Origin of the sequence: Pantoea sp. CTOTU46764 (assembly GCF_031974595.1) — a bacterium.
GTDB lineage: Bacteria > Pseudomonadota > Gammaproteobacteria > Enterobacterales > Enterobacteriaceae > Pantoea > Pantoea trifolii.
Genome location: NZ_DALYOQ010000010.1, coordinates 39,144 through 63,589 on the forward strand (window position 1 = coordinate 39,144; position 24,446 = coordinate 63,589).

Sequence of the window (24,446 nt, forward strand, 5' to 3'; positions counted from 1 at the left end):
GTTTATACAGTGTCCCTGCAGGCGAAATTGTCACCACTTTGTCAACATCGTTCTACAATTCTTGCCTTGACGGTGGCGCAATGGCTCTGGACAATCCAGCCTCTATATTCCGCAGAGGATATTTATGGAAGCCTGGATTCAACACCTGTTTTCGCAATCGCTGGAGTACGCGCTGATCGCCGTTGCGCTGGTGACTTTCCTTGAGTCGCTGGCCTTCGTGGGATTGCTGTTGCCGGGCACGGTATTAATGGCCAGCCTTGGGGCGCTGGTCGGCAGTGGACAAATTGGGCTTTACCCGGCGTGGGCGGCAGGTTTTGCTGGCTGCCTGATCGGGGATTGGGTTTCGTATGGCATCGGCTGGAAGTTTCAGGGGCCGCTGCATCGTTGGAAATACATACAAAAATACAAAGGCTTGCTCGATAAAACTGAACATGCGCTGCATCAGCACAGCATGCTTACCATTTTGGTAGGGCGTTTTGTTGGGCCGACGCGTCCGCTGATTCCGCTGGCGGCCGGCATGCTGGAACTGCCGGTACGCAAGTTCCTGCCGCCTAACCTGATTGGCTGTATTCTCTGGCCACCCGCTTATTTGATGCCGGGCATTCTGGCGGGCGTGGCGATTGACGTGCCGCAGGCCGCGCAGGGCGGCAGCTTTAAGTGGTTGCTGTTGCTGGTGGCGCTGCTGCTGTGGATCGGTGGCTGGCTACTGTGGCGCTGGTGGCGCAGCGGAAAAACCGTCGATTGGGCAACGAAATATCTGCCGACTGCGCGCCTGCGCTGGCTGGCTCCGCTAATGGCGGCAATTGGCCTGGGCGCGTTTATTGCGATCCAGTTCCATCCAATGATGCCGATCTTCCGCCACCTGCTATGGAAAGTCTTCTTCGCTTAACGCGATGTCACGCCAAGGATGGCGGCCGCCTCACTTTCACCACGCACCAAACTTTCAGTACTGCCATCCCAATAGATGCGCCCATCGACGATCACCAAACTGCGCGGCGCAATTTGCTGAGCATCTTCCAGACTGTGGGACACCATCAACAAGGTGATGTTGCGGCTTTCGCATACCGAACGAACCAGCTGCAGCATCTCGTTGCGCAGCGCCGGATCCAGCGCTGAGAAGGGTTCGTCCAGCAGCAAAATTGGCTGATTGCGCAACAGGCAACGCGCCAGTGCCACGCGCTGACGCTGGCCGCCGGAAAGCTCGCCAGGCAAACGCGTCAGCATTGCCTGCAGGCCAGTTTGCTCGGCGATATCCACGACTTGCTGCTGCTGTTCACGCGTCAGCTTTAGGCCCGGATGTAAACCCAACGCCATGTTTTGCTGCACCGTGAGATGCGGAAAAAGGTTGTTCTCCTGGAACAGCATGGAAACCGGACGCGCCGACGGCACGCTGTGAGTATGATCGATGCCGTTCATCACCAGCGCGCCTTGATTGATTGGCAAAAAGCCGCCAATCAGACTCAGCAAGGTACTTTTCCCCGCGCCGCTCGGACCGAGGATCGCCAAACGTTCACCTGCCTGCGCCGCAAAACTGAAGCGCATCGGCAGATGCTGATAAAGGTAAGTGAGGTTATTCAGTGTCAGCATGGCGACCCGGTAATTTTTCCATCAGAGTAAAGAGTAACAAGCAGAGGAGCAGCAATAGCAATGCGGTGACGGCGCCGTCCGCACCGCGATAGGCGCCAATCTGCTGGAATAGATAGAAAGGCAGCGTGCGGAAATCGGCGCTGCCAAACAGCGCGACCACGCCGAAATCGCCAATCGACAGCACGCAGGCAAACGCCAGCGCCTGAGCAATGGGACGTTTCAGCGCGCGCAGCTCAATCAGTCGCAAGCGGTTGAAACCGGAGATGCCGAGTGAAGCGCAAAGCTGGCTGTAACGGGCGCTGATATCGCGCATCGGATTCTCCAGCACTTTCATGGCGTATGGGATGGCGATCAGGGCGTTAGTGAAGATCACCAAACCATCGGCGCGCTGCGGCAGACCTACGGTGGCGTTGAACAGCAGGAAGAAACCGCTCGCCAGCACAATGCCCGGCATCGCCAGAATCAGCATGCCGCTCATCTCCATCGCCTGCGCCGCTATCATGTTCTGGCGCTGTCGCAGTTCGCGGCTGCTCCACAGCAGCATCATGGTCAGCACCACGCAAAGCAGGCCAGCACCGATAGCGATGCGCAGCGAGGTAAAGGTGGCTTGCCACAGCGCCGCTTGTTGCAGTGCACCGGCGACGCCGCCGCGCAAACCATCGACGATTACCGCCGCCAGCGGCGGTAACAGCAGCAGCAGCGCCAGGCCAATCAATACAGTATCGCTGATGCGCGCCTGCCATGAATCCTGCGGATCGCGCCAGCCGCGAATGCTCTGGCTGCCGGTGGGAATGGCTTTACTGAAGCGCTGGCTCAGCAACACCAGCAGCAAGCAACAACCCAGCTGTAACAGCGCCAGCAGCGCCGCGCGGCCCGGATCGTAGTCGAAATTCAGCGCCTGATAGATCGCCAGTTCCAGCGTAGTGGCCTGCGGTCCGCCGCCCAGTGCCAGCACCGTGGCGAAGCTGGCGAAGCAGAGCATAAAGATCAGCGCCGCCGTTGGCAGAATCTGACGGCGCAGCCACGGCCATTCCAGCCAGCGAAACAGATTCCAGCCGCGCAGGCCGAGCTGGGCGGCGACTTGCCGCTGCTCGCCGGGAATACTCTCCAGCGCCTGTAACAGCAGGCGCGTCGCCAGCGGCAGGTTAAAGAAGACGTGCGCCAGCAGAATGCCCTGCAGGCCATACGGCGAAAAGTGGTAGTCAAAGCCAATGGCCGCGCACAGTTGCGCCAGCCAGCCGCTGCGACCGTACACGCTGAGCAAGCCAAATACCGCCACCAGCACCGGCAGCACCAGCGTCATGGCGCACAGGCGCAGCAACAGGTTGCGACCGGGAAAACGGCGGCGATAGAGCGCGCGCGCCAGCAAGATTGCGGGCAGCACTGAGAGCAACGCCGACAGTAGCGCCTGCTCGAACGAGAACAGCAGCACATGATGCAGATAACTGTCGTTGAGCAGCGCGCGCCAGTCGGTGGCCGGCGCAACCATCACCAATGCGCCAAACGCCAGCAGCGCCACCGCGCACAGCAACAGCGCGACGGCGCTACCGGGAATTAACCAGCCGGACATTAACGGCTAACGGCGCTTTGCCATGCGCTGATCCACGCGGCGCGATGGTCGGCCACTTCGGCTGGCGTGTATTGCAACGCCTTGGCGGGCACCTGCAAAGCTTGATAACCGGCTGGCAGATCGCTTTTGATCACCGGATACATCCAGTTGCCAGTGGGAATGTTCTGCTGGAAAGCCGGAGAAACCATAAACTGCATGAACTGCTGCGCCAGCCTAGGCTGTTTGCTGCTGGCGAGCTGCGCGGCCACTTCCACCTGCAAATAGTGGCCTTCGCTAAATTCGGCCGCAGCGTAGTTCTCTTTCTTCTCTTCGATAATGTGATAAGCCGGAGAAGTGGTGTAGCTCAACACCAGATCGCCTTCGCCCTTCAGGAACAGGCCGTAAGCTTCACTCCAGCCTTTGGTGACGGTAACGGTTTTTTGTGCCAGCTTCTGCCACGCTTCAGGCGCGTTGTCGCCATAAACTTTTTGCATCCACAGCAGCAGGCCAAGACCTGGCGTGCTGGTGCGCGGATCTTCATAAATCACGCGCCATTTTTCCGGGCTTTCGACCAGTTCTTTCAGGCTCTTCGGCGGATTCTTCAGTTTGTTTTTATCGTAGACGAAGGCGAAATAGCCATAATCGAACGGAATGAAGGTGTCGCTGTGCCAGCCATCTGGCAACGTTAATGGTTTGGTATCAACGCTGCTTTTGGCAAACAGCCCGGTTTTCTCCGCTGCCTGCACCAGATTGTTATCCAGCCCCAGCACCACATCGGCTTTGCTGTTTTTGCCTTCCATGCGCACACGATTGAGCAGCGATACGCCATCTTCCAGCGCTACGTACTTCAGTTCGCAGCCGCACTGCGCTTCAAAGGCTTTTTTTACCGCCGGACCGGGGCCCCAATCGGCAGAAAACGAATCGTAGGTGTAAACGGTGAGAACCGGTTTGGCAGCGAAAGCCGGTGCCGCAACCAGCATCAACACAGGCAGAACTTTGTTTAACACTTTGCGCTCCTTGAGGAGAAGATAAGGTCGAGTCGCAAAGGATCTGAGGAGTGAGGCATCTCAAATCCCTACGCCGGTATTAGCCGGATCAGGTTCGACGGGTTTCTCTCAGCCCTGATTTCAAGGCACCCCGTTGAGAACGGCTCATTCTAGACATTTATATGACAGCGCGAAAGGATCACTGGATGGAAGTCTTAACGTATCCGAGTTGCGCACCTGGTCACCATAAATGGCGACCCTACAGATTTTGCTGCGCATCACAGCTCCGGGGGCGCAAACCAGGCCGATTTGAAGTCAAACCAGCCAAGCGTATTGAGGCGCACGCCGCGCATACTGCGCTGTCCTTCCAGCAGCAGCCAGTGATGGAACAGCGGATGCAGATAGTCGCTGTCGATTAGCTGTTTGCTCCATTCTGCCAATGGTAAATTTTTCTGCCGCCAGCGTGCGGCATCGGCTTGCCAGTCAATGGGGATGCAGTGATGCATCAACGGCAGCTCAAACAGTTGGGCGAACAGCGCGTACTCGAGCGGCAGGGTAAAGTTAACGCTGCCGAGCCAGATGTCACTTTCACCTTCGCCCTCGAACCACTCTTCGTAGCTCACAACGCGGGTGATCAGCTCAACACCTTGCTGCGCCAGCAGCGGTCGCAGCGCGTTGGCGATACCTTCATGCTCAACGTGATGGCTGTACCAGCTCAGCGTCAGCTGGGTTAAACCTGCTGGCTTGTCGGCGGACGTGAGATCGCGGCGATGGTGCCAGCGCGGCAGCAAGCCATAAGCGGGGAACCAGTAACGCTGATAGCCGACGCCAGCATGATTCAATAAGGCGATCGGATTAAACAGATAACTCACCCAGCGGCGAAAATGCGCATCGCGGCCCAGCTCGGAGCGCTGATCGTAAAGCAGAAAGTAGCAGCCTTCCTCCAGACGGCTCTCTTCCGATTTTTCGTCGGCGGTTTCGCCCTGCAGTTTGACTCCAGCATACACCAATTCATCACTGATCTCCGGCAGCACCCAAATCGACACATCGTCAATCAGCGCGCGATAGCCAAAGTAATCATCGAAGGCGGCGATCTTCAGCTGCGTTTGCTGATTGCGCACCACGCTGTACGGGCCGGTGCCAATTGGCTGTCGCGCAAACTGGCGCAGTGTTGGCCATTCGCGCGGCAGAATCATCGCGCTGACGCTGGCCAGCAGCCACGGTAACCAATCGTCCGGCTGGCTCAGATGGATATCCAGCGTCCAGGGCGCGGGCGAATCCAGTTTACTGATGTGAGAAAACAGCGGCTGGCTGCGCACGCGTTCCAGCGAAGCAATCACATCCGCCATTTCCAGTTCACGGCCATGATGAAAACGTATCGCCGGGCGCAGGAAGAAGCGCCACTGCAGCGGCGAGGTTTGCTGCCAGTGATGGGCGATATCCGGTTCGATTTCCCCCTTTTCCTCATTTATGCGCATCAGGCCGTTGAAAATTTGCCGCGCCAGATGGGTTTCCGAACGGCGCAGCGGTGAACCGGGCAGCAGATTGGGCAGCGGGCGATAATAGAGCACGCGCAGGATATGTTTGCCCTGGCGGAAGCTACGACCTAAATGTGCCGCGATCATCTGGCGCACCTGATTTTTATCGCCCACCAGTTGCACTAACTGTTCGATGCGATCCTGCTCAAGTAGATCCTCAGCACGCTGCTGCTGAAGCGCCAGGCCGGTATAGCAGAAACTCAGCATCGAGCGCTTGCCGCGTCCCGCTTCCGCCTGCCAAATCAGCCAGCCTTCGCTCTGCATGGCATTGAGCAGGTTGCGCATATGGCGACGCGAGCAGTGCAGCAGATCGGCCAGCTCGTTGAGCGTGGTTTCCTGATCCTGCCCCTGACAGCTTTGCCATAAGCGGATGAATTGCTGCTGCAAACGTGAAGAGGACATAAAAGGGGAACTCCTTGTCAGAATCGCTCAGTTTTTCCTGCCTCATATTAGAGGCATACTGCCCGGCAATGGAAGAGCGGGAGGCATTCAGCAATGAATGGCGCTCTGCCAGCGGTTCCACCGACGTGGAACCTCTTTCTGAGTAGGGTGCATTTTCACCGCCAGCAGCGCTTTATCTGCTGGCTTTTTTCGTTTTGCTGTAGAATCTTCTACCCTCATTTCTCTACCTATTTTTTTATTCGCAAAGGGATTTCTGCATGAAATCGCTGTTAACGCGTCAACGTCGCATCAATCCGGTCTATCTCTCGTTTATGGCGGTGTCGTTTATGACTGGCGTGGCCGGTGCGCTGCAGGCGCCGACGCTGAGCCTGTTTCTGACGCGTGAAGTGCAGGTAAGTCCGTTCTGGGTCGGCTTGTTCTTTACCATCAATGCGATCGCCGGGATTGTGATTAGCCTGCTGATGGCGAAACGCTCCGATAACCAGGGTGATCGCCGCAACCTGATTCTGTTTTGCTGCCTGATGGCGACGCTGAATGCGCTGCTGTTTGCCTTCAATCGCCACTATTTAACGCTGGTGACGCTGGGCGTGTTTTTGTCGGCGCTGGCCAGCGTGTCGATTCCGCAGGTGTTTGCGCTCGCGCGCGAATATGCCGATCAGTCGGCGCGTGAAGTGGTGATGTTCAGCTCGGTGATGCGCGCGCAGCTGTCGCTGGCGTGGGTGATTGGGCCGCCGCTGTCGTTTGCGCTGGCACTCAACTACGGCTTTGTGACGCTGTTTTGCGTGGCGGCGGGGATTTTCCTGCTGAGCATGCTGCTGATCTGGCGCACCTTGCCGTCGGTGCCGCGCGTGGTGGCATCGCCTGAAGCGGTGCTGACGCAGCTGAGCCCGTGGAAAGACAGCCAGGTGCGGTTGCTGTTTATCGCCTCCGTCACCATGTGGGCGTGCAACACCATGTATATCATTGATATGCCGCTGTATATCAGCGCCACGCTTGGCCTGCCGGAGAAGCTGGCGGGACTGCTAATGGGCACCGCCGCCGGGCTGGAGATTCCAATCATGCTACTGGCCGGGCATTACGCGCGGCGCACCGGCAAACGCAAACTGATGCTGCTGGCGCTGGTGGCGGCGATTGTGTTTTATCTCGGATTGGTGATGTTCCAGTCGCGTACTGCGTTGATGGTGTTGCAACTGTTTAACGCTGCCTTTATCGGCATCATCGCCGGAATTGGCATGTTGTGGTTCCAGGATTTAATGCCGGGCCGCGCGGGTGCGGCGACGACGCTGTTCACCACCTCGATTTCCACCGGCATGATTATCGCCGGCATCATTCAGGGCACCATGAGCGAGCGCTTTGGTCATGAGTCGGTTTACTGGCTGGCGTTGGGGCTGGCGGTGCTGGCCTTGGGATTGGCGTCGCGCGTGCGGGATGTATAAAGGAGAAGGGCGACATCACGTCGCCCTTGTTGCCTTAGCGTAAGAACGCGGGCTGATTGGTTTCGTAGCTGGAGATTGACGCTTCGTGTTGCAGCGTCAGGCCAATGCTGTCGAGACCGTTGATCATGCAGTGACGGCGGAAGCTGTCGATTTCGAAGCTATACGTCTTATCGCCTGCCGTAACAGTTTGCGCTTCCAGATCCACGGTGAAGCTCACGCCCGGCTGCGCGGCAACCAGTTTGAACATCTCATCCACTTCTTCATCGCTCAACTTCACCGGCAGCAGCTGGTTGTTAAAGCTGTTGCCATAGAAGATGTCGGCGAAGCTTGGCGCGATCACCACGTGGAAACCGAAATCGGTCAGCGCCCACGGCGCATGCTCGCGCGATGAGCCGCAGCCAAAGTTCTCACGCGCCAGCAAAATACTGGTGCCTTTGAACTCGGGTTTGTTCAGCACAAAGCTGGCCGTTGGCACAGTGCCCGCATCATCTTCAAAACGCCAGTCGTGGAACAGGTGCGCGCCAAAACCGGTGCGCGTCACTTTCTGCAGGAACTGCTTAGGAATGATGGCATCAGTGTCGACGTTGGCCGCATCCAATGGCGCCACAATTCCGCTGTGTTGAGTAAATTTGTTCGCCATGGTTTACGCTCCCTGAGTCAATTCACGAATATCGGCAAAACGACCGGTCACGGCAGCCGCAGCGGCCATCGCCGGGCTCACCAGGTGCGTACGTCCACCGCGGCCCTGACGGCCTTCAAAGTTACGGTTGCTGGTTGATGCGCAACGTTCGCCTGGATTCAGGCGGTCATTGTTCATTGCCAGACACATCGAGCAACCCGGCAAACGCCATTCAAAACCGGCTTCGAGGAAGATTTTGTCCAGGCCTTCGGCTTCGGCTTGTGCTTTCACCGGACCGGAACCCGGCACCACCATCGCTACCACGCCCGGCGCCACTTTGCGGCCTTTGGCAATCGCGGCAGCGGCGCGCAGATCTTCAATACGTGAGTTGGTGCAGGAACCGATAAACACTTTATCGATCGCCACGTCAGTCAGTTTGATGCCTGGCTGCAGATCCATATACGCCAGCGCTTTCTCTGCAGAAGCGCGCTCGACCGGGTCGGCAAAGGATTGTGGGTTCGGGATCGCTTGATCGACCGCCATTACCTGGCCTGGATTGGTGCCCCAGGTCACTTGCGGGGCGATATCTTCGGCGTGCAGCGTGACGATGCTGTCAAATTTGGCATCGCTGTCGGACTTCAGCGTGCGCCAGTAAGCGACCGCTTGTTCCCACTGCTCGCCCTTCGGCGCGAACTGCTTGTCTTTGAGGTAAGCGAAAGTGGTGTCATCCGGCGCAACCAGGCCCGCTTTGGCACCCATTTCAATCGCCATGTTACACAGCGTCATGCGGCCTTCCATGCTCAGCGCTTCGATCGCTGGGCCACAGAATTCGACAACGTGACCGGTACCGCCAGCGCTGCCGGTTTTACCGATGATCGCCAACACGATGTCTTTGGCAGTAATACCCGGCGCAGCTTCGCCCAGCACTTCTATCTTCATGGTTTTCGCTCGGCCCTGTTTCAGGGTTTGCGTGGCAAACACATGCTCAACTTCGGAAGTACCGATACCGAAAGCCAGTGAACCAAACGCGCCATGGGTAGCGGTGTGGGAATCGCCGCACACAATGGTCATGCCCGGCAAGGTCATGCCTTGCTCTGGCCCAATCACGTGCACGATGCCCTGGAATGGGTGATTCAGGTCATACAGCTGAATGCCGAACTCAGCACAGTTCTTGATCAGCTCTTGCATCTGAATACGCGCCATCTCGCCAGACGCGTTAATATCTTTGGTCTGCGTCGAAACGTTGTGATCCATGGTGGCGAAGGTTTTCGACGGCTGGCGCACTTTGCGGCCGTGCGCGCGCAGGCCATCAAAGGCCTGAGGTGACGTCACTTCATGGATCAGATGGCGATCGATGTAGAGCAACGGGGTTTCGTTAGGCGTTTCGTGGACGACATGTGCATCAAATAACTTCTGGTATAAGCTTTTCATTTTATTATTTTTCCTCGGCGATGAAACCGGCAATGATGCTGCCCATCTCATCTGTGCTCACGGCCTTGCCGTCACCGGCCAAATCACGGGTACGATAACCCGCTTCCAACGCGCGGCTGACAGCGCGTTCAATGCTTGCGGCTGCTTCATCCGCATTCAGGCTGTAACGCAGCAGCAGTGACAGCGACAGAATCTGCGCAATCGGGTTGGCAATGTTCTGACCGGCGATATCCGGTGCGGAACCGCCCGCTGGCTCAAACAGGCCAAAACCTTCTTCGTTCAGGCTGGCAGAAGGCAGCAAGCCCATCGAACCGGTAATCATCGCGCATTCGTCTGACAGGATGTCGCCAAACAGGTTAGAACACAGCAGCACGTCAAACTGTGATGGATCTTTAATCAGCTGCATGGTGGCGTTATCGATGTACATGTGGCTCAACTGCACATCCGGATAATCTTTTGCCACTTCGTTGACAATCTCGCGCCACATCACGGAAGTCTGCAACACGTTGGCTTTGTCGATTGAGGTGACGATGTTGCGGCGTTTACGCGCTGATTCAAAGGCGATACGCGCGATGCGCTCGATTTCGAAACGGTGATAAACCTCAGTATCGAACGCGCGCTCATGTGGGCCGCTGCCTTCGCGGCCTTTCGGCTGACCGAAGTAGATGCCGCCGGTCAATTCACGCACGCACAGGATGTCGAAACCGCGCTCGGCGATATCGCTGCGCAGCGGGCAGAACGCTTCCAGACCTTTATACAGTGCCGCAGGGCGCAAGTTGCTGAACAGCTTGAAGTGCTTACGCAGCGGCAACAGCGCGCCACGCTCAGGTTGTTGCGCAGGCGGCAGATGTTCCCATTTCGGGCCACCTACCGAGCCAAACAGAATCGCATCCGCTTGCTCTGCGCCGGTAACGGTAGCCGGTGGCAGCGGTTCGCCATGACGATCGATGGCGATACCGCCAACATCATATTCGCTGGTGGTGATACGCATGTCGAAACGCGTACGAATTGCATCGAGAACTTTCATGGCCTGCGCCATCACTTCCGGACCAATTCCGTCGCCTGGCAATACCGCGATATGAGAAGACTTAGACATAGTTACACCGTTTCCTTCTGATCTTTAAATTTACGCTGCAGTTCTTTTTCCACCTGCTTAGCACGCCAAATGTTGTTCAACGCGTTCACCATCGCTTTCGCCGATGATTCGACGATATCGGTCGCCAGGCCAACGCCGTGGAATTTACGACCGTTGTAGTTGACCACGATATCGACCTGACCCAGCGCGTTCTCGCCGTGGCCTTTTGCCGTCAACTTGTAGTTGATCAGTTCGGCTTCAAAGCCGGTGATGCGGTTGATCGCCTGATAAACCGCATCAACCGGACCGTTACCGGTTGCGGCGTCCGCTTTGGTCTCTTCACCGCAGCCCAACTGCACGGAAGCCGTTGCTGTCACGCTGGAGCCGGTCTGCACGTTGAATTCGTTCAGCTGGAAATATTCTGGCTCTTCGTTCTGCTTGTTGATGAAGGCCAACGCTTCCAGGTCGTAGTCGAAGACTTGACCTTTCTTGTCGGCCAGCTTCAGGAAGGCGTCGTACAAGGTGTCGAGGTTGTAATCAGACTCTTTGTAGCCCATCTCTTCCATGCGGTGTTTCACCGCTGCGCGGCCAGAACGGGAAGTCAGGTTCAGCTGGATTTTGTGCAGGCCGATAGATTCTGGCGTCAGGATTTCGTAGTTTTCGCGGTTCTTCAGCACGCCATCCTGGTGAATACCGGAAGAGTGGGCGAAGGCGTTAGAACCGACCACCGCTTTGTTGGCTGGAATCGGCATGTTGCAGATTTGGCTCACGGTTTGGCTGGTGCGGTAGATTTCCTGATGATTAATGTTGGTGTGGACGTTCATGATCTGCTGGCGGGTTTTGATCGCCATGATCACTTCTTCCAGCGCACAGTTACCGGCGCGCTCGCCTAAACCGTTCAGCGTACCTTCAACCTGACGCGCACCGGCCAATACTGCGGCGATGGCGTTGCCGGTCGCCATACCCAAATCGTCATGGGTATGAACGGACAAGATGGCTTTATCGATGTTAGGAACGCGAGCCACCAATTGGCCAATGATGTTGGCGTATTCGCCTGGCAAGGTGTAGCCGACGGTGTCCGGGATGTTGATGGTGGTTGCACCGGCATTAATCGCGGCTTCAACCATGCGACACAAATCGTCGATTGGCGTACGACCGCCATCTTCACAGGAGAACTCAACGTCGTCGGTGTAGTTGCGGGCGCGTTTGATCATGTGCACCGCGCGTTCAATCACTTCCGGCAGCGTGCTGCGCAATTTGGTGGCGATGTGCATCGGCGAAGTCGCGATGAAGGTGTGAATACGGAACGCTTCAGCCACACGCAGCGATTCGTATGCGGCGTCAATGTCCTTCTCAACGCAGCGTGCCAGTCCGCAGACGCGGCTGTTTTTAATGGTACGAGCGATGGTTTGTACGGATTCAAAATCGCCTGGAGAGGAAACGGGGAAGCCCACTTCCATCACATCCACGCCCATACGTTCCAACGCCAGAGCGATTTGCAGTTTTTCTTTAACACTCAGGCTGGCCTGTAAAGCCTGTTCGCCATCACGCAGAGTGGTATCGAAAATAATAACTTGCTGGCTCATCGTAATCTTCCTTATGCATTTTTGCCGGTGCTACGAGCATAAAAAAACCCGCGCATTGGCGCGGGTTTCTTAAACTTCAGCAGGTTCGAATCAGTTATTGATTCCGCCCACGAGTCTACCGCGCAAACTGGATGCGTTTAGTAGTAGACCGAGTAGGCGGAAAGAATGAAACATGATTCAAACCTCGTAAATTTTTGGATGCACATATTGGTACTGGAATTGACGTGTGAAGTCAACCTTAAGTGCAAGGGTATTTCTGAGAGGTAAAAAGGGCGATGTGCTGTGATTATTCAGCTGCGCAGAGCAATGGCATTAATTAGTAACAGGATAAGTGATTCCATCCACTTAAAAAATCGTTTAGAAAATAGAATTTATTTTAACTTATTGATAATTATTGTCTTATGTCAACAATACACATTGCTGGTAAAACAAGATTAAGCTTGTTGTTAAGAAGAATATGATGTGATTAGACCGTTTTATAGATAATCACGCCAGAAAGTAATTATCACAAAAGATTGTGGACTGAGTGGTCAGGCAATATGAAAATCATATTTCTTAGAACACGCTGCAAATAATCTCTAAACCAGCATTTTCCTCTGTGGTTATGACGAAGCATTAGTTTAATCCTCGCAGGCAATAATCACGCATCAGTGCCTTTATTGCCGGTTCGGGCGCGACGCGGCGTCCTGGCGTTTGCAGGCCGGGTTGTCTGCGGTTATGGTAATCGACCTACTCTCATATAATTAACTCAAGTAGATTCCCTGTACCTGGAAGGCGGAAAGAACGCCGCCTTCTGAGCATAAACATAAGGTTTTGATCTTAATTGGCGATCGGGGGCCGGATATCAGTGGCGTGCGGGAAACGCGAACGTCAGTGGATTCAGTCCCTCAAGCCTGGAGGCAGAAAATGGAGATGTTGTCAGGAGCCGAAATGGTCGTCCGTTCGTTAATCGATCAGGGCGTTAAGCAGGTATTCGGTTATCCGGGCGGAGCGGTGCTCGATATTTACGATGCGCTGCAAACGGTCGGTGGTATTGACCACGTATTGGTCCGCCATGAACAAGGCGCGGTACACATGGCCGATGGCCTTGCGCGTGCTACCGGTGAAGTGGGTGTGGTGCTGGTGACTTCCGGTCCGGGCGCCACCAACGCGATTACCGGTATTGCAACCGCCTACATGGATTCAATCCCGATGGTGATTCTGTCGGGTCAGGTGCCTTCGTCACTGATTGGTTACGATGCGTTCCAGGAGTGCGACATGGTCGGTATCTCTCGCCCGGTGGTGAAGCACAGCTTCCTGGTGAAAAACGCCGAAGAGATCCCAACCGTGCTGAAAAAGGCCTTCTGGCTGGCTGCCAGCGGTCGCCCTGGGCCGGTGGTTATCGATCTACCAAAAGATATCCTGAACCCAGCGAACAAACTGCCGTACGTCTGGCCGGAAACGGTGAGCATGCGCTCATACAATCCGACCATTCAGGGCCACAAAGGACAGATCAAGCGCGCGCTGCAAACGTTACTGGCTGCGCACAAGCCGGTGATTTACGCCGGCGGCGGGGCGATTATGTCGGGCTGCGAAGCAGAATTGCTGCAGCTGGCTGAGCAACTGAATATTCCGGTGACAACCTCGCTGATGGGCCTGGGCGTGTTCCCTGGCACGCATCGTCAGTGCATCGGCATGCTGGGTATGCACGGCACTTACGAAGCCAACATGACCATGCACAATGCCGATCTGATTTTCGGTATTGGTGTGCGCTTCGACGACCGCACCACCAACAATCTGGCGAAGTACTGCCCGAACGCCACCATTATGCATATCGATGTCGATCCGACGTCGATCTCCAAAACCGTCAGCGCGGACATTCCGATTGTCGGCGATGCGAAGCAGACGCTGGCGCAGATGTTAGAGCTGCTGGCGCAAAGCGATGCGAAGCAGGAGCTTGATAGCCTGCGCGACTGGTGGCAGACCATTGAAGGCTGGCGTGGCCGCAAGTGTCTGGAATTCGATCGCACCACTGACAAAATCAAGCCGCAGGCTGTCATCGAAACCATCTGTCGTTTGACCAAAGGCGAAGCTTACGTCACCTCTGACGTCGGTCAGCATCAGATGTTTGCCGCACTTTATTACCAGTTCGACAAGCCGCGTCGCTGGATCAACTCCGGCGGCTTGGGCACCATGGGCTTCGGCTTGCCTGCTGCGCTGGGTGTGAAGATGGCTCTGCCGGATGAAACGGTTATTTGCGTGACCGGCGATGGCAGTATCCAGATGAACATTCAGGAGCTATCGACCGCGCTGCAGTACGATTTACCGGTGCTGGTATTGAACCTCAACAACGGCTTCCTCGGCATGGTTAAGCAGTGGCAGGACATGATTTACTCCGGTCGCCACTCGCAGTCTTACATGCAATCGCTGCCTGACTTCGTGCGTCTGGCCGAAGCTTATGGTCATGTGGGGATCTCCATTGCGCATCCTGCGGAACTGGAAGAGAAGCTGCAGCTGGCACTAGATACGCTGGCGAAAGGCCGTCTGGTGTTTGTGGATGTGAATATTGACGGCAGCGAGCACGTTTACCCGATGCAAATTCGTGGTGGTTCGATGGATGAGATGTGGTTGAGCAAAACGGAGAGGACTTAATTATGCGTCGTATTTTATCGGTTCTGCTGGAAAACGAATCCGGCGCATTGTCCCGCGTAGTGGGACTGTTCTCTCAACGTGGTTACAACATCGAAAGCCTTACTGTCGCGCCAACCGATGATCCGACCTTGTCACGCATGACGATTCAAACGGTCGGCGATGAGAAAGTGCTGGAGCAGATCGAGAAGCAGTTGCACAAGCTGGTGGACGTGTTACGTGTCAGCGAGCTGGGGCAGGGCGCTTACGTTGAGCGTGAAATCATGCTGGTGAAAATCCAGGCCAGCGGTTACGGCCGTGAAGAAGTGAAGCGCAGTGCGGAAATTTTCCGTGGTCAGATTATCGATGTCACGCCAACGCTTTACACGGTTCAGCTGGCAGGCACCAGTGATAAACTCGACGCGTTTCTTAACACCGTTCGCGACGTAGCAGAAATTGTTGAAGTAGCTCGTTCAGGAATCGTGGGTGTGTCGCGTGGCGATCGCGTAATGCGTTAATCACCTTAAGTAACGATTTTATCTGATTCTAACCCGGCGAAAAGCCGGGTTTTTTTATTTTATGCGCTTATCCAGGATGAGAGAGAAAAGCGGTTGCTCGGCGTAGTGTTCTGCGGTTAGATGTTACAAATGTTTTACCCATAGCTACTCTGCGGATATTTTCGCCAGCGCTGGCTTATCAGAATTAAGGTGTCACCGTGAAACTGGATGAAATTGCGCGCCTGGCAGGCGTGTCGCGCACCACGGCCAGCTATGTAATCAATGGCAAAGCGCGGCAGTATCGTGTCAGCGAGAAAACCGTCGAGAAAGTGATGGCGGTGGTGCGTGAACACAACTATCACCCGAATGCCGTCGCGGCAGGGCTGCGTGCCGGACGCACGCGTTCAATTGGTCTGGTGATCCCTGATTTGGAAAACACCAGCTACACGCGCATTGCCAACTATCTGGAACGTCAGGCGCGTCAGCGCGGTTATCAGCTACTCATTGCCTGCTCGGAAGATCAGCCGGACAATGAAATGCGCTGCATCGAGCATCTGTTGCAGCGTCAGGTTGATGCCATCATCGTTTCGACTTCACTGCCGCCAGAGCATCCGTTCTATCAGCGTTGGATCAACGATCCCTTACCGATTATCGCGCTGGACCGTGCGCTGGATCGTGAACACTTTACCAGCGTGGTGGGTGCCGATCAGGATGATGCGCAGGCATTGGCGGCTGAATTGCGTCAGCTATCGGTGAAAAACGTGCTGTTCCTTGGGGCGCTGCCGGAATTGTCGGTGAGTTTCCTGCGTGAACTCGGCTTCCGCGATGCGTGGAAAGACGACGAGCGGCCCATTGATTATATCTACTGCAACAGTTTTGATCGTGCCGCCGCTGCCACGCTGTTTGAGAAGTACCTCGACGATCATCCGATGCCGGAGGCGCTGTTTACAACGTCGTTTGGGCTGCTGCAGGGCGTAATGGACGTTACCTTGAAGCGTGATGGCCGCTTGCCAACCGATCTGGCGATTGCCACTTTTGGCGACCACGAATTGCTGGACTTCCTTGAGTGTCCGGTGCTGGCGGTGGGTCAGCGTCATCGCGACGTGGCTGAGCGCGTGCTGGAACTGGTTTTGGCCTCGCTGGATGAACCGCGTAAACCGAAACCGGGTTTAACCCGCATTCGTCGTAATTTATTCCGCCGCGGACAATTAAGCCGCCGCGTTAAATGAAATGCTGGGCAGTTCACTGCCCAGTGTTAATTTAATCTGCAGCTATTTCCTGCAAACCTTACGGCGTAAATAAGCGTAAATAATCGCCACTCCAGCTAACAATTTAACCCTGCTGACTTTTCTTAACTGTTTACATCTTCAGCAGCGTGTCTTGGCAGAGCTGGCGCGATGATGCTGGGCTTCCTTTCAGAAATCCCCTAAAATGCCGCCGTCGTCGCAGTTTGCAGGGCAAATATAATTCTGCTTAAAAGCGCTTTATTTTTCACCATTTTTCATTGTGCGAAAATTTTTATTCAATTATTCATCAGGTTAATTTTTTATTTTGCAAATCCATGTCGATTAATTCCCTCTCTGATTAATTTCACCCGATGTAAATAGTGATATTCACTTGCCGTTGCGGCTTGACAAGGATTTCATCGGCTCCGTAAACTCGTTTCGTGGTAAAAAGTGGGATAAAGTGGTGAAAACGGGTGATTGAGGGGTGAGGCTGGCATGTTCCGTGGAGCAACGTTAGTCAATCTCGACAGCAAAGGGCGATTAGCAGTACCAACGCGCTATCGTGAATTGCTTGTCGCAGAGTCTCAGGGGCAAATGGTATGCACCATTGACCTCCACCAGCCATGCCTACTGCTTTATACCCTGCCCGAATGGGAAATCATTGAGAAAAAGCTGTCTCGCTTATCCAGCATGAATCCAGCCGAGCGTCGCGTGCAGCGACTGCTGTTAGGACATGCCAGTGAATGCCAGATGGATAATGCGGGTCGTTTGTTGTTGGCGAACACGTTACGCCAACACGCCGGCCTGACCAAAGAAGTGATGCTGGTTGGACAGTTCAACAAGTTTGAGCTGTGGGATGAACAGACCTGGTATCAACAAGTTAAGGATGATATTGACACAGAACAGTCGGCTCAGGAGCCTTTATCTGAGCGGTTGCAGGATTTGTCGCTATAGCTATGCAGGAAAATTTCAAACACACCACAGTGCTGCTGGATGAGGCGGTAAACGGCCTTAATATCAGGGAAGACGGCATTTATATCGATGGCACTTTTGGTCGCGGCGGTCACTCGCGCTTAATCCTTTCTCAGCTTGGCGAGAAAGGGCAACTGATAGCGATTGATCGCGATCCGCAAGCGATAGCCGCAGCCGCTGAGATAAACGATCCGCGTTTCTCGATCGTCCACGGGCCGTTTTCGGCATTAGCGGAATACGTCGAAGAGCGCGGGCTGACCGGCAAGATCGATGGCGTTCTTCTCGATCTGGGCGTCTCTTCACCGCAGCTGGATGATGCCGAGCGCGGCTTCTCCTTTATGCGTGATGGGCCGCTGGATATGCGTATGGACCCAACGCGCGGGCAATCAGCCGCTGAATGGCTGATGAGTGCGGAAGAGGCGGATATTGCTTTCGTGATCAAAACCTACGGTGAAGAGCGTTTCGGTAAGCGTATTGCGCGCGCCATCGTTGAGCGCAACCGCGAACAGCCGATGACGCGCACCAAAGAGCTGGCTACGGTGATTGCCGCCGCGATGCCCGTCAAAGACAAATTTAAGCATCCGGCAACGCGTACTTTCCAGGCGATTCGTATCTGGATCAACAGCGAGCTGGAAGAGATTGATACTGCGCTGAAAGGGGCATTATCGGTTCTCGCATCCGGCGGCAGATTGTCGATTATCAGCTTCCACTCACTGGAGGATCGCTTAGTGAAGCGCTTTATGCGCGATCAGAGCCGCGGTCCGCAGGTGCCAGCAGGGATTCCGATGACCGAGTCGCAGCTTAAAGCTTTAGGCGGACGTGAACTGAAAACGCTGGGCAAGCTGATTCCTGGTGAAGCCGAAGTGAATGAAAACCCACGAGCGCGTAGTTCGGTGTTGCGTATCGCGGAGCGAACGGCGTCATGATTGGCAACGAGCGCCACAGCTTACCCGGTGTTATTGGTGGGGACTTGCTGCGATTTGGCAAGATTCCAATGCTGTTGTTGGCTGCGGTGCTGGTGTCTTCGGTAATGGTGGTGACCACTACGCACAAGACGCGCCTGTTAACGGCGCAGCGTGAACAGCTGGTGCTGGAGCGTGATGCGCTCGATATCGAATGGCGCAACCTGATTCTTGAAGAGAACGCACTGGGCGATCATAGCCGCGTAGAGCGAATAGCAACCGATAAACTGCAAATGCAGCATGTTGATCCTTCGCAGGAAAATATTGTGGTGCAGAAATAAGGAATCGCAGAACTTAATGAGTGGCGCAGGCAAAACGCTGAAGTTAAAAAAACAAGAAGATAAGGCCAGCTTTGTGAGCTGGCGCTTTGCGTTACTGTGCGGGTGCATTTTATTGGCGCTAGGCGGACTGCTGTCGCGCGTAGCATGGCTGCAGGTGATCAACCCTGACAAGCTGGTGAAAGAGGGCGATTTGCGTTCGCTGCGCGTGCAATCGGTGCCAACCGCGCGCGGGATGATCAGCGATCGTGCTGGTCGTCCACTGGCGGTGAGCGTGCCGGTAAATGCGATCTGGGCCGATCCGAAAGAGCTGACCGAGCACGGTGGCGTCTCACTGGATAGCCGCTGGAAGGCGCTGTCGGATGCGTTATCGATTCCGCTTGATCAACTCGCTGCACGCATCAACGCCAACCCGAAAGGGCGCTTTGTCTATCTGGCGCGCCAGGTGAATCCGGCGATTGGCGAGTACGTGAAAAAGCTTAAGCTGCCGGGCATCTATCTGCGTGAAGAGTCGCGCCGCTACTATCCGGCGGGCCAGGTTACCGCGCACCTGATTGGTTTCACCAACATTGATGGTCAGGGCATCGAAGGCATCGAAAAGAGCTTCGACAAATGGCTGACTGGCGCACCGGGCGAACGTACCGTGCGTAAAGACCGCAACGGCCGCGTTATTGAAGATATCTCCTCGGTAGATAGCCGCGCTGCGCACAACCTCACGCTGAGCATCGATGAACGTTTGCAGGCGTTGGTGTACCGTGAACTGAATAACGCCGTGGCGTTCAACAAAGCCGAATCAGGCACCGCCGTGCTGGTGGATGTGAACACCGGCGAAGTGCTGGCGATGGCGAATAGCCCAGCTTACAACCCGAATAATCTCAGCAACACGCCGAAAGACGTGATGCGTAACCGTGCCATTACCGACATCTTCGAACCCGGTTCCACCGTGAAACCGATGGTGGTGATGACGGCTTTACAGCGCGGTGTGGTGAAAGAGAACAGCGTACTGAACACCGTGCCGTACCGCGTCAATGGTCATGAGATCAAAGACGTGGCGCGCTACAACGAATTGACCCTTACCGGGGTTTTACAGAAGTCGAGTAACGTCGGGGTTTCACGTTTGGCGTTAGCGATGCCCTCCTCAGCACTCGTAGATACTTACGCGCGCTTTGGGCTGGGTAAACCGACCAATTTGGGGCTGGTCGGGGAAAGTAGTGGCTTATACCCTCAAAAACAACGGTGGTCTGACATAGAGAGGGCCACCTTCTCTTTCGGCTACGGGCTAATGGTAACGCCGTTACAGTTAGCGCGAGTCTACGCAACCATTGGCAGCTACGGCATCAATCGCCCGCTGTCGATCACCAAAGTTGACCCGCCGGTAGCGGGTGAACGCGTTTTCCAGGAAGACCCGGTGAAAACGGTGATGCACATGATGGAAAGCGTTGCGTTGCCTGGCGGCGGTGGGGTTAAAGCCGCCATCAAGGGCTATCGCATTGCCATCAAAACCGGTACCGCCAAGAAGGTTGGGCCGGATGGACGTTACGTCAACAAATACATTGCTTATACCGCAGGCGTTGCGCCTGCCAGCCGTCCTCGTTTTGCGCTGGTGGTGGTGATCAACGATCCCCAGGCCGGTAAATATTATGGTGGTGCGGTTTCAGCACCGGTGTTTGGTGCCATCATGGGCGGCGTGTTGCGTACCATGAATATCGAACCTGATGCGCTGCCGACAGTTGATAAGAACGAGTTGGTGAAGAATAGAAGTGAGGAATCAAGTGACAGATCGTAACCTGCGCGACTTACTGGCCCCGTGGGTGCCGGGTGCGCCGGCGCGTCCACTCCGTGACATGACACTAGATAGCCGCGCTGCGGCTTCTGGCGATCTGTTTATCGCCGTGGCGGGCCATCATGCTGATGGACGTCGTTTTATTCCGCAGGCTATTGCACAAGGCGTGGTGGCGGTGATTGCCGAAGCCGAAGGTGAAGCCAGCGATGGAGATATCCGTGAGATGCATGGCGTCCCGGTTATCTATCTGGCGCAGTTGCAGCAGCGTCTCTCTGCACTGGCCGGACGCTTTTATCAGCAGCCTGCAAGTAAACTGAAATTAATCGGTGTTACCGGCACCAACGGCAAAACCACCACCACGCAACTGATGGCGCAGTGGGCCAACTTGCTGGGTGAAACCGGCGCAGTAATGGGCACGGTCGGCAATGGCCTTTACGGTCAACTGGTGGCCACCGAAAACACCACCGGTTCTGCTGTGGATGTGCAGCATGTGCTGAATGATTTAGTCGGGCAGGGCGCAACTCTGACGGCGATGGAAGTCTCCTCACACGGTTTGGTGCAGCATCGTGTTGCAGCCTTGCCGTTTGCGGCTGCGGTATTTACTAACCTGAGCCGCGATCACCTCGATTATCACGGTGATATGCAGAGCTATGAATCCGCTAAATGGTTACTGTTCTCTGAGCATCAAGTCGCTGAAGCCATCATCAACGCTGATGATGAAGTGGGCCGTCGCTGGCTGGCAAAATTGCCGGATGCGGTAGCGGTCACCATGCAAGACAATCTGCAATCGGGCTGTCATGGTCGCTGGCTCAAAGCCACCGCGGTGGATTATCACGATGGCGGTGCGCACATCCGGTTCAGCTCCAGTTGGGGCAACGGCGAGTTTGATAGCCGCCTGATGGGCGCTTTCAACGTGAGCAACTTGTTGCTGGCGTTGGCTACGCTGCTGGCGCTGGACTATCCGCTTGATGCGCTGGTTGCCACGGCACCGCAGCTGCAGCCGGTGTGTGGGCGTATGGAAGTGTTTACTGCGCCAGATAAACCTACTGTGGTTGTCGATTACGCTCACACGCCAGATGCGCTGGAAAAAGCGCTTGAAGCGGCGCGTCTGCACTGTAAAGGCCAGCTGTGGTGCGTGTTTGGCTGCGGTGGCGATCGTGACAAAGGCAAACGTCCATTGATGGGCGCGATTGCTGAGCAGTTCTCCGACATCGTGGTGATCACCGACGATAATCCGCGTAGCGAAGAGCCGATGGCGATTGTGAATGACATTCTCACCGGCTTGCTCGATCCGGGCCGTGCGCGCGTGGTTTCCGGTCGTGCGCAGGCGGTCACCAACGCCGTGATGCAAGCTGGCGCCGATGACATCGTATTGGTGGCCGGAAAAGGCCACGAAGATTATCAAATCATTGGCAACCGCCGTCTGGATTACTCCGATCGCGACACCGTCGCCCGTTTGTTGGGGGTGATGGCATGATTCCCGTTTCGCTCAACACGCTGGCCGAAATCAGCGGCGGCCAACTGCACGGCGCGGACCTAACCATTGCCGATGTCACCACCGATACACGTAAAGTCACCGCCGGCAGCCTGTTTGTGGCGCTGGTGGGTGAACGTTTTGATGCTCATGATTTCGCTAACGATGCCATTGCCAACGGCGCGCAGGCGCTGCTGGTAAGTAAGCTGCTGAAGGTTACTGTACCGCAGGTGGTTGTCGCTGATACGCGCATTGCTTTCGGGCAACTCGCTGCGTGGGTACGCCAACAGGCGAAAGCGCGCGTGGTTGCTTTAACCGGTTCATCCGGTAAAACCTCGGTCAAAGAGATGACCGCCGCGATTCTGCGCCAGTGTGGCGAAACGCTCTACACCGCAGGCAACCTGAACAACGATTTCGGTGTGCCGATGACGCTGCTGCGTCTCACTAAAGAACATGCTTACGCCGTGATCGAGCTGGGTGCCAACCATCAAGGCGAAATTGCTTACACCACCGATCTGGTGCGCCCGGAAACCGCGTTAGTCAATAACCTGGCCGCCGCTCATCTGGAAGGCTTTGGTTCACTGGCCGGTGTGGCGAAAGCCAAAGGCGAGATTTTTGGCGGCTTACCGGTACACGGTACTGCGATCGTCAACGCCGACAGCAACGATCTTGCTAACTGGCAATCACAGTTTGTGGATAAAACCCTGTGGCGCTTCTCGCCGCAGCCATTGGCTGATGCTGAGTTCCGCGCCAGCGAAATCGTGCTGCGTGCCGATGCCACCCTGTTCACGCTGCATACGCCACGCGGTGATATTGCCGTGGAATTACCGCTGCCAGGCCGTCATAACATCGCGAATGCGTTAGCCGCTGCAGCGCTCGCATTGTCAGTAGATGCGCCGCTGACGGCGATTAAAGTTGGCCTTAAAACGTTACAGGCGGTTCCTGGTCGACTGTTCCCGATTCGTCTGGCGGCCAATCAATTACTGCTGGATGACAGCTACAACGCCAACGTCGGTTCGATGACGGCTGCCGCGCAGGTGCTGGGCGATATGCCGGGTTACCGTGTGATGGTGGTGGGCGATATGGCTGAGCTGGGGGATGAAGCCGAGTTGTGCCATCGGCAGGTGGGCGATGCGGCCAAAGCAGCAGGCATTGATTGCGTGCTGAGCACCGGAACCCTAAGCCAGTTGATTGGCGAAAGCAGCGGCAAAGGCGAGCATTTCGCCACGAAAACCGCGCTGACTGAACGTTTACGCACATTGCTGTCCGAACATCAGGACATCACTATTTTGGTTAAAGGTTCACGTAGTGCCGCCATGGAGCAGGTAGTACAGAGCTTACAGGAGAAAGGAACATGCTAGTCTGGCTGGCCGAACATCTGGTCGCATTTTATTCCGGCTTTAACGTCTTCTCGTACCTGACGTTTCGCGCCATTGTCAGCCTGCTGACCGCTTTGTTCATTTCTCTGTGGATGGGCCCGCGCCTGATTGCCTGGCTGCAGAAACTGCAGATCGGCCAGGTGGTGCGTAATGACGGTCCAGAGTCACACTTCAGCAAACGTGGCACGCCAACCATGGGCGGCGTGATGATCCTCACCTCTATCACCATTTCGGTGCTGATGTGGGCCTATCCATCCAATCCATACGTCTGGTGCGTGCTGGTGGTGTTGGTTGGTTTTGGCATCATCGGCTTTGTGGATGACTATCGCAAAGTGGTGCGCAAAGACACTAAAGGCCTGATCGCGCGCTGGAAATACTTCTGGATGTCAGTGATTTCGCTGGCCGTTGCATTCGCGCTGTTTATCGCCGGTAAAGATACGCCTGCGACGCAGCTGGTGGTGCCGTTCTTTAAAGACATCATGCCGCAACTTGGCCTGTTCTACGTGGTGCTGGCCTACTTCGTGATTGTTGGTACTGGCAACGCGGTTAACTTAACGGACGGCCTTGATGGCTTAGCCATCATGCCAACGGTATTCGTGGCAGCAGGTTTTGCGCTGGTGGCTTGGGCAACCGGTAACGTCAAGTTTGCCGAATATCTGCATATTCCTTATTTACGCCACGCGGGCGAATTAGTGATTGTCTGCACCGCGATTGTTGGAGCCGGACTCGGATTTTTGTGGTTCAACACCTATCCAGCGCAAGTGTTCATGGGCGATGTCGGCTCACTGGCGCTGGGTGGCGCGCTCGGCACTATCGCCGTGCTACTGCGCCAGGAATTCTTGCTGTTGATCATGGGCGGCGTGTTTGTGGTCGAAACGCTGTCGGTGATTCTGCAGGTGGGATCGTTCAAGCTGCGCGGTCAACGTATTTTCCGCATGGCGCCGATTCACCATCACTATGAATTGAAAGGCTGGCCGGAGCCGCGCGTCATCGTGCGCTTCTGGATTATTTCGCTGATGCTGGTGCTGATTGGCCTGGCAACGCTGAAGGTACGTTAAT

At 55.5% G+C, this 24,446-nt stretch carries 21 protein-coding genes and 1 riboswitch; of the genes, 12 read left to right on the forward strand and 9 right to left on the reverse strand.

All coding sequences use genetic code 11. The features are described 5' to 3' along the window. The first annotated feature begins 124 nt into the window (after positions 1–124). Entirely contained in the window at positions 125–889 is a 765-nt protein-coding gene (locus tag RTM06_RS05810) for a DedA family protein (RefSeq protein ID WP_008108634.1), read from the forward strand. Here RTM06_RS05810 and thiQ read toward each other — a convergent pair. The 4 genes from thiQ to sgrR all read right to left on the reverse strand — a co-directional run bounded on the left by thiQ (position 886) and on the right by sgrR (position 6,062). Beyond that, positions 886–1,587: a thiamine ABC transporter ATP-binding protein ThiQ gene (gene thiQ, locus RTM06_RS05815; RefSeq protein ID WP_265301163.1), complete on the reverse strand. Its 702-nt coding sequence runs from the start codon at positions 1,585–1,587 to the stop codon at positions 886–888. The two genes, RTM06_RS05810 and thiQ, sit on opposite strands and share 4 nt — an antisense overlap. After that, positions 1,571–3,157 (reverse strand): thiamine/thiamine pyrophosphate ABC transporter permease ThiP, encoded by a 1,587-nt coding sequence (gene thiP, locus RTM06_RS05820; RefSeq protein ID WP_312180622.1) that lies wholly within the window; start codon positions 3,155–3,157, stop codon positions 1,571–1,573. The genes thiQ and thiP overlap by 17 nt, the downstream gene beginning before the upstream one ends. Continuing rightward, complete coding sequence (gene thiB / locus RTM06_RS05825) at positions 3,157–4,143, reverse strand: thiamine ABC transporter substrate binding subunit (protein WP_312180624.1); 987 nt, start codon at positions 4,141–4,143, stop codon at positions 3,157–3,159. Before thiB ends, thiP begins: the two co-directional genes overlap by 1 nt. Before the next feature lie 47 nt (positions 4,144–4,190). After that, positions 4,191–4,286, reverse strand: a riboswitch (TPP riboswitch). 114 nt (positions 4,287–4,400) lie between these two features. Next, complete coding sequence (gene sgrR, locus RTM06_RS05830; protein WP_312180626.1) at positions 4,401–6,062, reverse strand: HTH-type transcriptional regulator SgrR; 1,662 nt, start codon at positions 6,060–6,062, stop codon at positions 4,401–4,403. Positions 6,063–6,319: 257 nt separating this feature from the next. Between sgrR and RTM06_RS05835 the strand changes: the two genes are divergently transcribed. Continuing rightward, positions 6,320–7,498 (forward strand): MFS transporter, encoded by a 1,179-nt coding sequence (locus RTM06_RS05835; protein WP_256695591.1) that lies wholly within the window; start codon positions 6,320–6,322, stop codon positions 7,496–7,498. A 34-nt stretch (positions 7,499–7,532) separates the two neighbouring features. On the opposite strand, the gene leuD is transcribed toward RTM06_RS05835, so the two are convergent. The 5 genes from leuD to leuL all read right to left on the reverse strand — a co-directional run bounded on the left by leuD (position 7,533) and on the right by leuL (position 12,383). Further along, on the reverse strand, positions 7,533–8,138 hold the full coding sequence (leuD, locus tag RTM06_RS05840) for a 3-isopropylmalate dehydratase small subunit (RefSeq protein ID WP_008108627.1): 606 nt from the start codon (positions 8,136–8,138) through the stop codon (positions 7,533–7,535). A gap of 3 nt (positions 8,139–8,141) precedes the next feature. Further along, positions 8,142–9,548 carry a 3-isopropylmalate dehydratase large subunit gene (leuC, locus tag RTM06_RS05845; protein WP_008108626.1) on the reverse strand — a complete coding sequence of 469 codons (1,407 nt, stop codon included), beginning with the start codon at positions 9,546–9,548 and terminating at the stop codon, positions 8,142–8,144. Between the two features lie 4 nt (positions 9,549–9,552). Continuing rightward, the gene (gene leuB / locus RTM06_RS05850; RefSeq protein WP_312180630.1) at positions 9,553–10,644 is read right to left on the reverse strand and encodes a 3-isopropylmalate dehydrogenase; all 1,092 of its coding nucleotides are present in this window, start codon (positions 10,642–10,644) and stop codon (positions 9,553–9,555) included. 2 nt (positions 10,645–10,646) lie between these two features. Next, positions 10,647–12,209: a 2-isopropylmalate synthase gene (gene leuA, locus RTM06_RS05855; protein WP_008108623.1), complete on the reverse strand. Its 1,563-nt coding sequence runs from the start codon at positions 12,207–12,209 to the stop codon at positions 10,647–10,649. A gap of 90 nt (positions 12,210–12,299) precedes the next feature. Continuing rightward, positions 12,300–12,383 (reverse strand): leu operon leader peptide, encoded by an 84-nt coding sequence (gene leuL, locus RTM06_RS22760; protein WP_099686952.1) that lies wholly within the window; start codon positions 12,381–12,383, stop codon positions 12,300–12,302. Between the two features lie 732 nt (positions 12,384–13,115). On the opposite strand from leuL, the gene ilvI reads away from it, so the two are divergent. The 10 genes from ilvI to mraY all read left to right on the forward strand — a co-directional run bounded on the left by ilvI (position 13,116) and on the right by mraY (position 24,445). Continuing rightward, a complete protein-coding gene (gene ilvI / locus RTM06_RS05860) occupies positions 13,116–14,840 on the forward strand; it encodes an acetolactate synthase 3 large subunit (protein WP_256695598.1) in 1,725 nt (574 codons plus the stop codon). 2 nt (positions 14,841–14,842) lie between these two features. Further along, on the forward strand, positions 14,843–15,334 hold the full coding sequence (gene ilvN / locus RTM06_RS05865; RefSeq protein WP_008108620.1) for an acetolactate synthase small subunit: 492 nt from the start codon (positions 14,843–14,845) through the stop codon (positions 15,332–15,334). Positions 15,335–15,531: 197 nt separating this feature from the next. Further along, positions 15,532–16,542 carry a catabolite repressor/activator gene (gene cra, locus RTM06_RS05870; RefSeq protein ID WP_265301182.1) on the forward strand — a complete coding sequence of 337 codons (1,011 nt, stop codon included), beginning with the start codon at positions 15,532–15,534 and terminating at the stop codon, positions 16,540–16,542. Positions 16,543–17,034: 492 nt separating this feature from the next. Further along, positions 17,035–17,493, forward strand: coding sequence for a division/cell wall cluster transcriptional repressor MraZ (mraZ, locus tag RTM06_RS05875; protein ID WP_007885013.1), 459 nt, complete (start codon positions 17,035–17,037; stop codon positions 17,491–17,493). A gap of 2 nt (positions 17,494–17,495) precedes the next feature. Then, entirely contained in the window at positions 17,496–18,437 is a 942-nt protein-coding gene (gene rsmH / locus RTM06_RS05880) for a 16S rRNA (cytosine(1402)-N(4))-methyltransferase RsmH (RefSeq protein WP_312180637.1), read from the forward strand. Further along, positions 18,434–18,754: a cell division protein FtsL gene (ftsL, locus tag RTM06_RS05885; RefSeq protein ID WP_256695601.1), complete on the forward strand. Its 321-nt coding sequence runs from the start codon at positions 18,434–18,436 to the stop codon at positions 18,752–18,754. The genes rsmH and ftsL overlap by 4 nt, the downstream gene beginning before the upstream one ends. A gap of 16 nt (positions 18,755–18,770) precedes the next feature. Continuing rightward, entirely contained in the window at positions 18,771–20,537 is a 1,767-nt protein-coding gene (locus tag RTM06_RS05890; RefSeq protein ID WP_312180639.1) for a peptidoglycan glycosyltransferase FtsI, read from the forward strand. Next, complete coding sequence (murE, locus tag RTM06_RS05895; RefSeq protein WP_312180641.1) at positions 20,524–22,011, forward strand: UDP-N-acetylmuramoyl-L-alanyl-D-glutamate--2,6-diaminopimelate ligase; 1,488 nt, start codon at positions 20,524–20,526, stop codon at positions 22,009–22,011. The genes RTM06_RS05890 and murE overlap by 14 nt, the downstream gene beginning before the upstream one ends. Continuing rightward, positions 22,008–23,369, forward strand: a complete 1,362-nt coding sequence (gene murF, locus RTM06_RS05900) for a UDP-N-acetylmuramoyl-tripeptide--D-alanyl-D-alanine ligase (protein WP_312180643.1) — start codon at positions 22,008–22,010, stop codon at positions 23,367–23,369. The genes murE and murF overlap by 4 nt, the downstream gene beginning before the upstream one ends. Further along, on the forward strand, positions 23,363–24,445 hold the full coding sequence (gene mraY, locus RTM06_RS05905) for a phospho-N-acetylmuramoyl-pentapeptide-transferase (RefSeq protein WP_008108613.1): 1,083 nt from the start codon (positions 23,363–23,365) through the stop codon (positions 24,443–24,445). The genes murF and mraY overlap by 7 nt, the downstream gene beginning before the upstream one ends. Position 24,446: the final 1 nt, after the last annotated feature.

Bases quoted from the DNA above. Each gene is read 5' to 3' on its own strand.
- murF (WP_312180643.1), top strand. From the start codon at position 22,008: ATGATTCCCGTTTCGCTCAACACGCTGGCCGAAATCAGCGGCGGCCAA.
- ftsL (WP_256695601.1), top strand. From the start codon at position 18,434: ATGATTGGCAACGAGCGCCACAGCTTACCCGGTGTTATTGGTGGGGAC.
- leuL (WP_099686952.1), bottom strand. From the start codon at position 12,383: ATGTTTCATTCTTTCCGCCTACTCGGTCTACTACTAAACGCATCCAGT.
- RTM06_RS05835 (WP_256695591.1), top strand. From the start codon at position 6,320: ATGAAATCGCTGTTAACGCGTCAACGTCGCATCAATCCGGTCTATCTC.
- leuC (WP_008108626.1), bottom strand. From the start codon at position 9,548: ATGAAAAGCTTATACCAGAAGTTATTTGATGCACATGTCGTCCACGAA.
- RTM06_RS05890 (WP_312180639.1), top strand. From the start codon at position 18,771: ATGAGTGGCGCAGGCAAAACGCTGAAGTTAAAAAAACAAGAAGATAAG.
- leuB (WP_312180630.1), bottom strand. From the start codon at position 10,644: ATGTCTAAGTCTTCTCATATCGCGGTATTGCCAGGCGACGGAATTGGT.
- ilvI (WP_256695598.1), top strand. From the start codon at position 13,116: ATGGAGATGTTGTCAGGAGCCGAAATGGTCGTCCGTTCGTTAATCGAT.
- mraZ (WP_007885013.1), top strand. From the start codon at position 17,035: ATGTTCCGTGGAGCAACGTTAGTCAATCTCGACAGCAAAGGGCGATTA.
- thiQ (WP_265301163.1), bottom strand. From the start codon at position 1,587: ATGCTGACACTGAATAACCTCACTTACCTTTATCAGCATCTGCCGATG.
- ilvN (WP_008108620.1), top strand. From the start codon at position 14,843: ATGCGTCGTATTTTATCGGTTCTGCTGGAAAACGAATCCGGCGCATTG.
- rsmH (WP_312180637.1), top strand. From the start codon at position 17,496: ATGCAGGAAAATTTCAAACACACCACAGTGCTGCTGGATGAGGCGGTA.
- mraY (WP_008108613.1), top strand. From the start codon at position 23,363: ATGCTAGTCTGGCTGGCCGAACATCTGGTCGCATTTTATTCCGGCTTT.
- thiP (WP_312180622.1), bottom strand. From the start codon at position 3,157: ATGTCCGGCTGGTTAATTCCCGGTAGCGCCGTCGCGCTGTTGCTGTGC.
- leuD (WP_008108627.1), bottom strand. From the start codon at position 8,138: ATGGCGAACAAATTTACTCAACACAGCGGAATTGTGGCGCCATTGGAT.
- leuA (WP_008108623.1), bottom strand. From the start codon at position 12,209: ATGAGCCAGCAAGTTATTATTTTCGATACCACTCTGCGTGATGGCGAA.
- RTM06_RS05810 (WP_008108634.1), top strand. From the start codon at position 125: ATGGAAGCCTGGATTCAACACCTGTTTTCGCAATCGCTGGAGTACGCG.
- sgrR (WP_312180626.1), bottom strand. From the start codon at position 6,062: ATGTCCTCTTCACGTTTGCAGCAGCAATTCATCCGCTTATGGCAAAGC.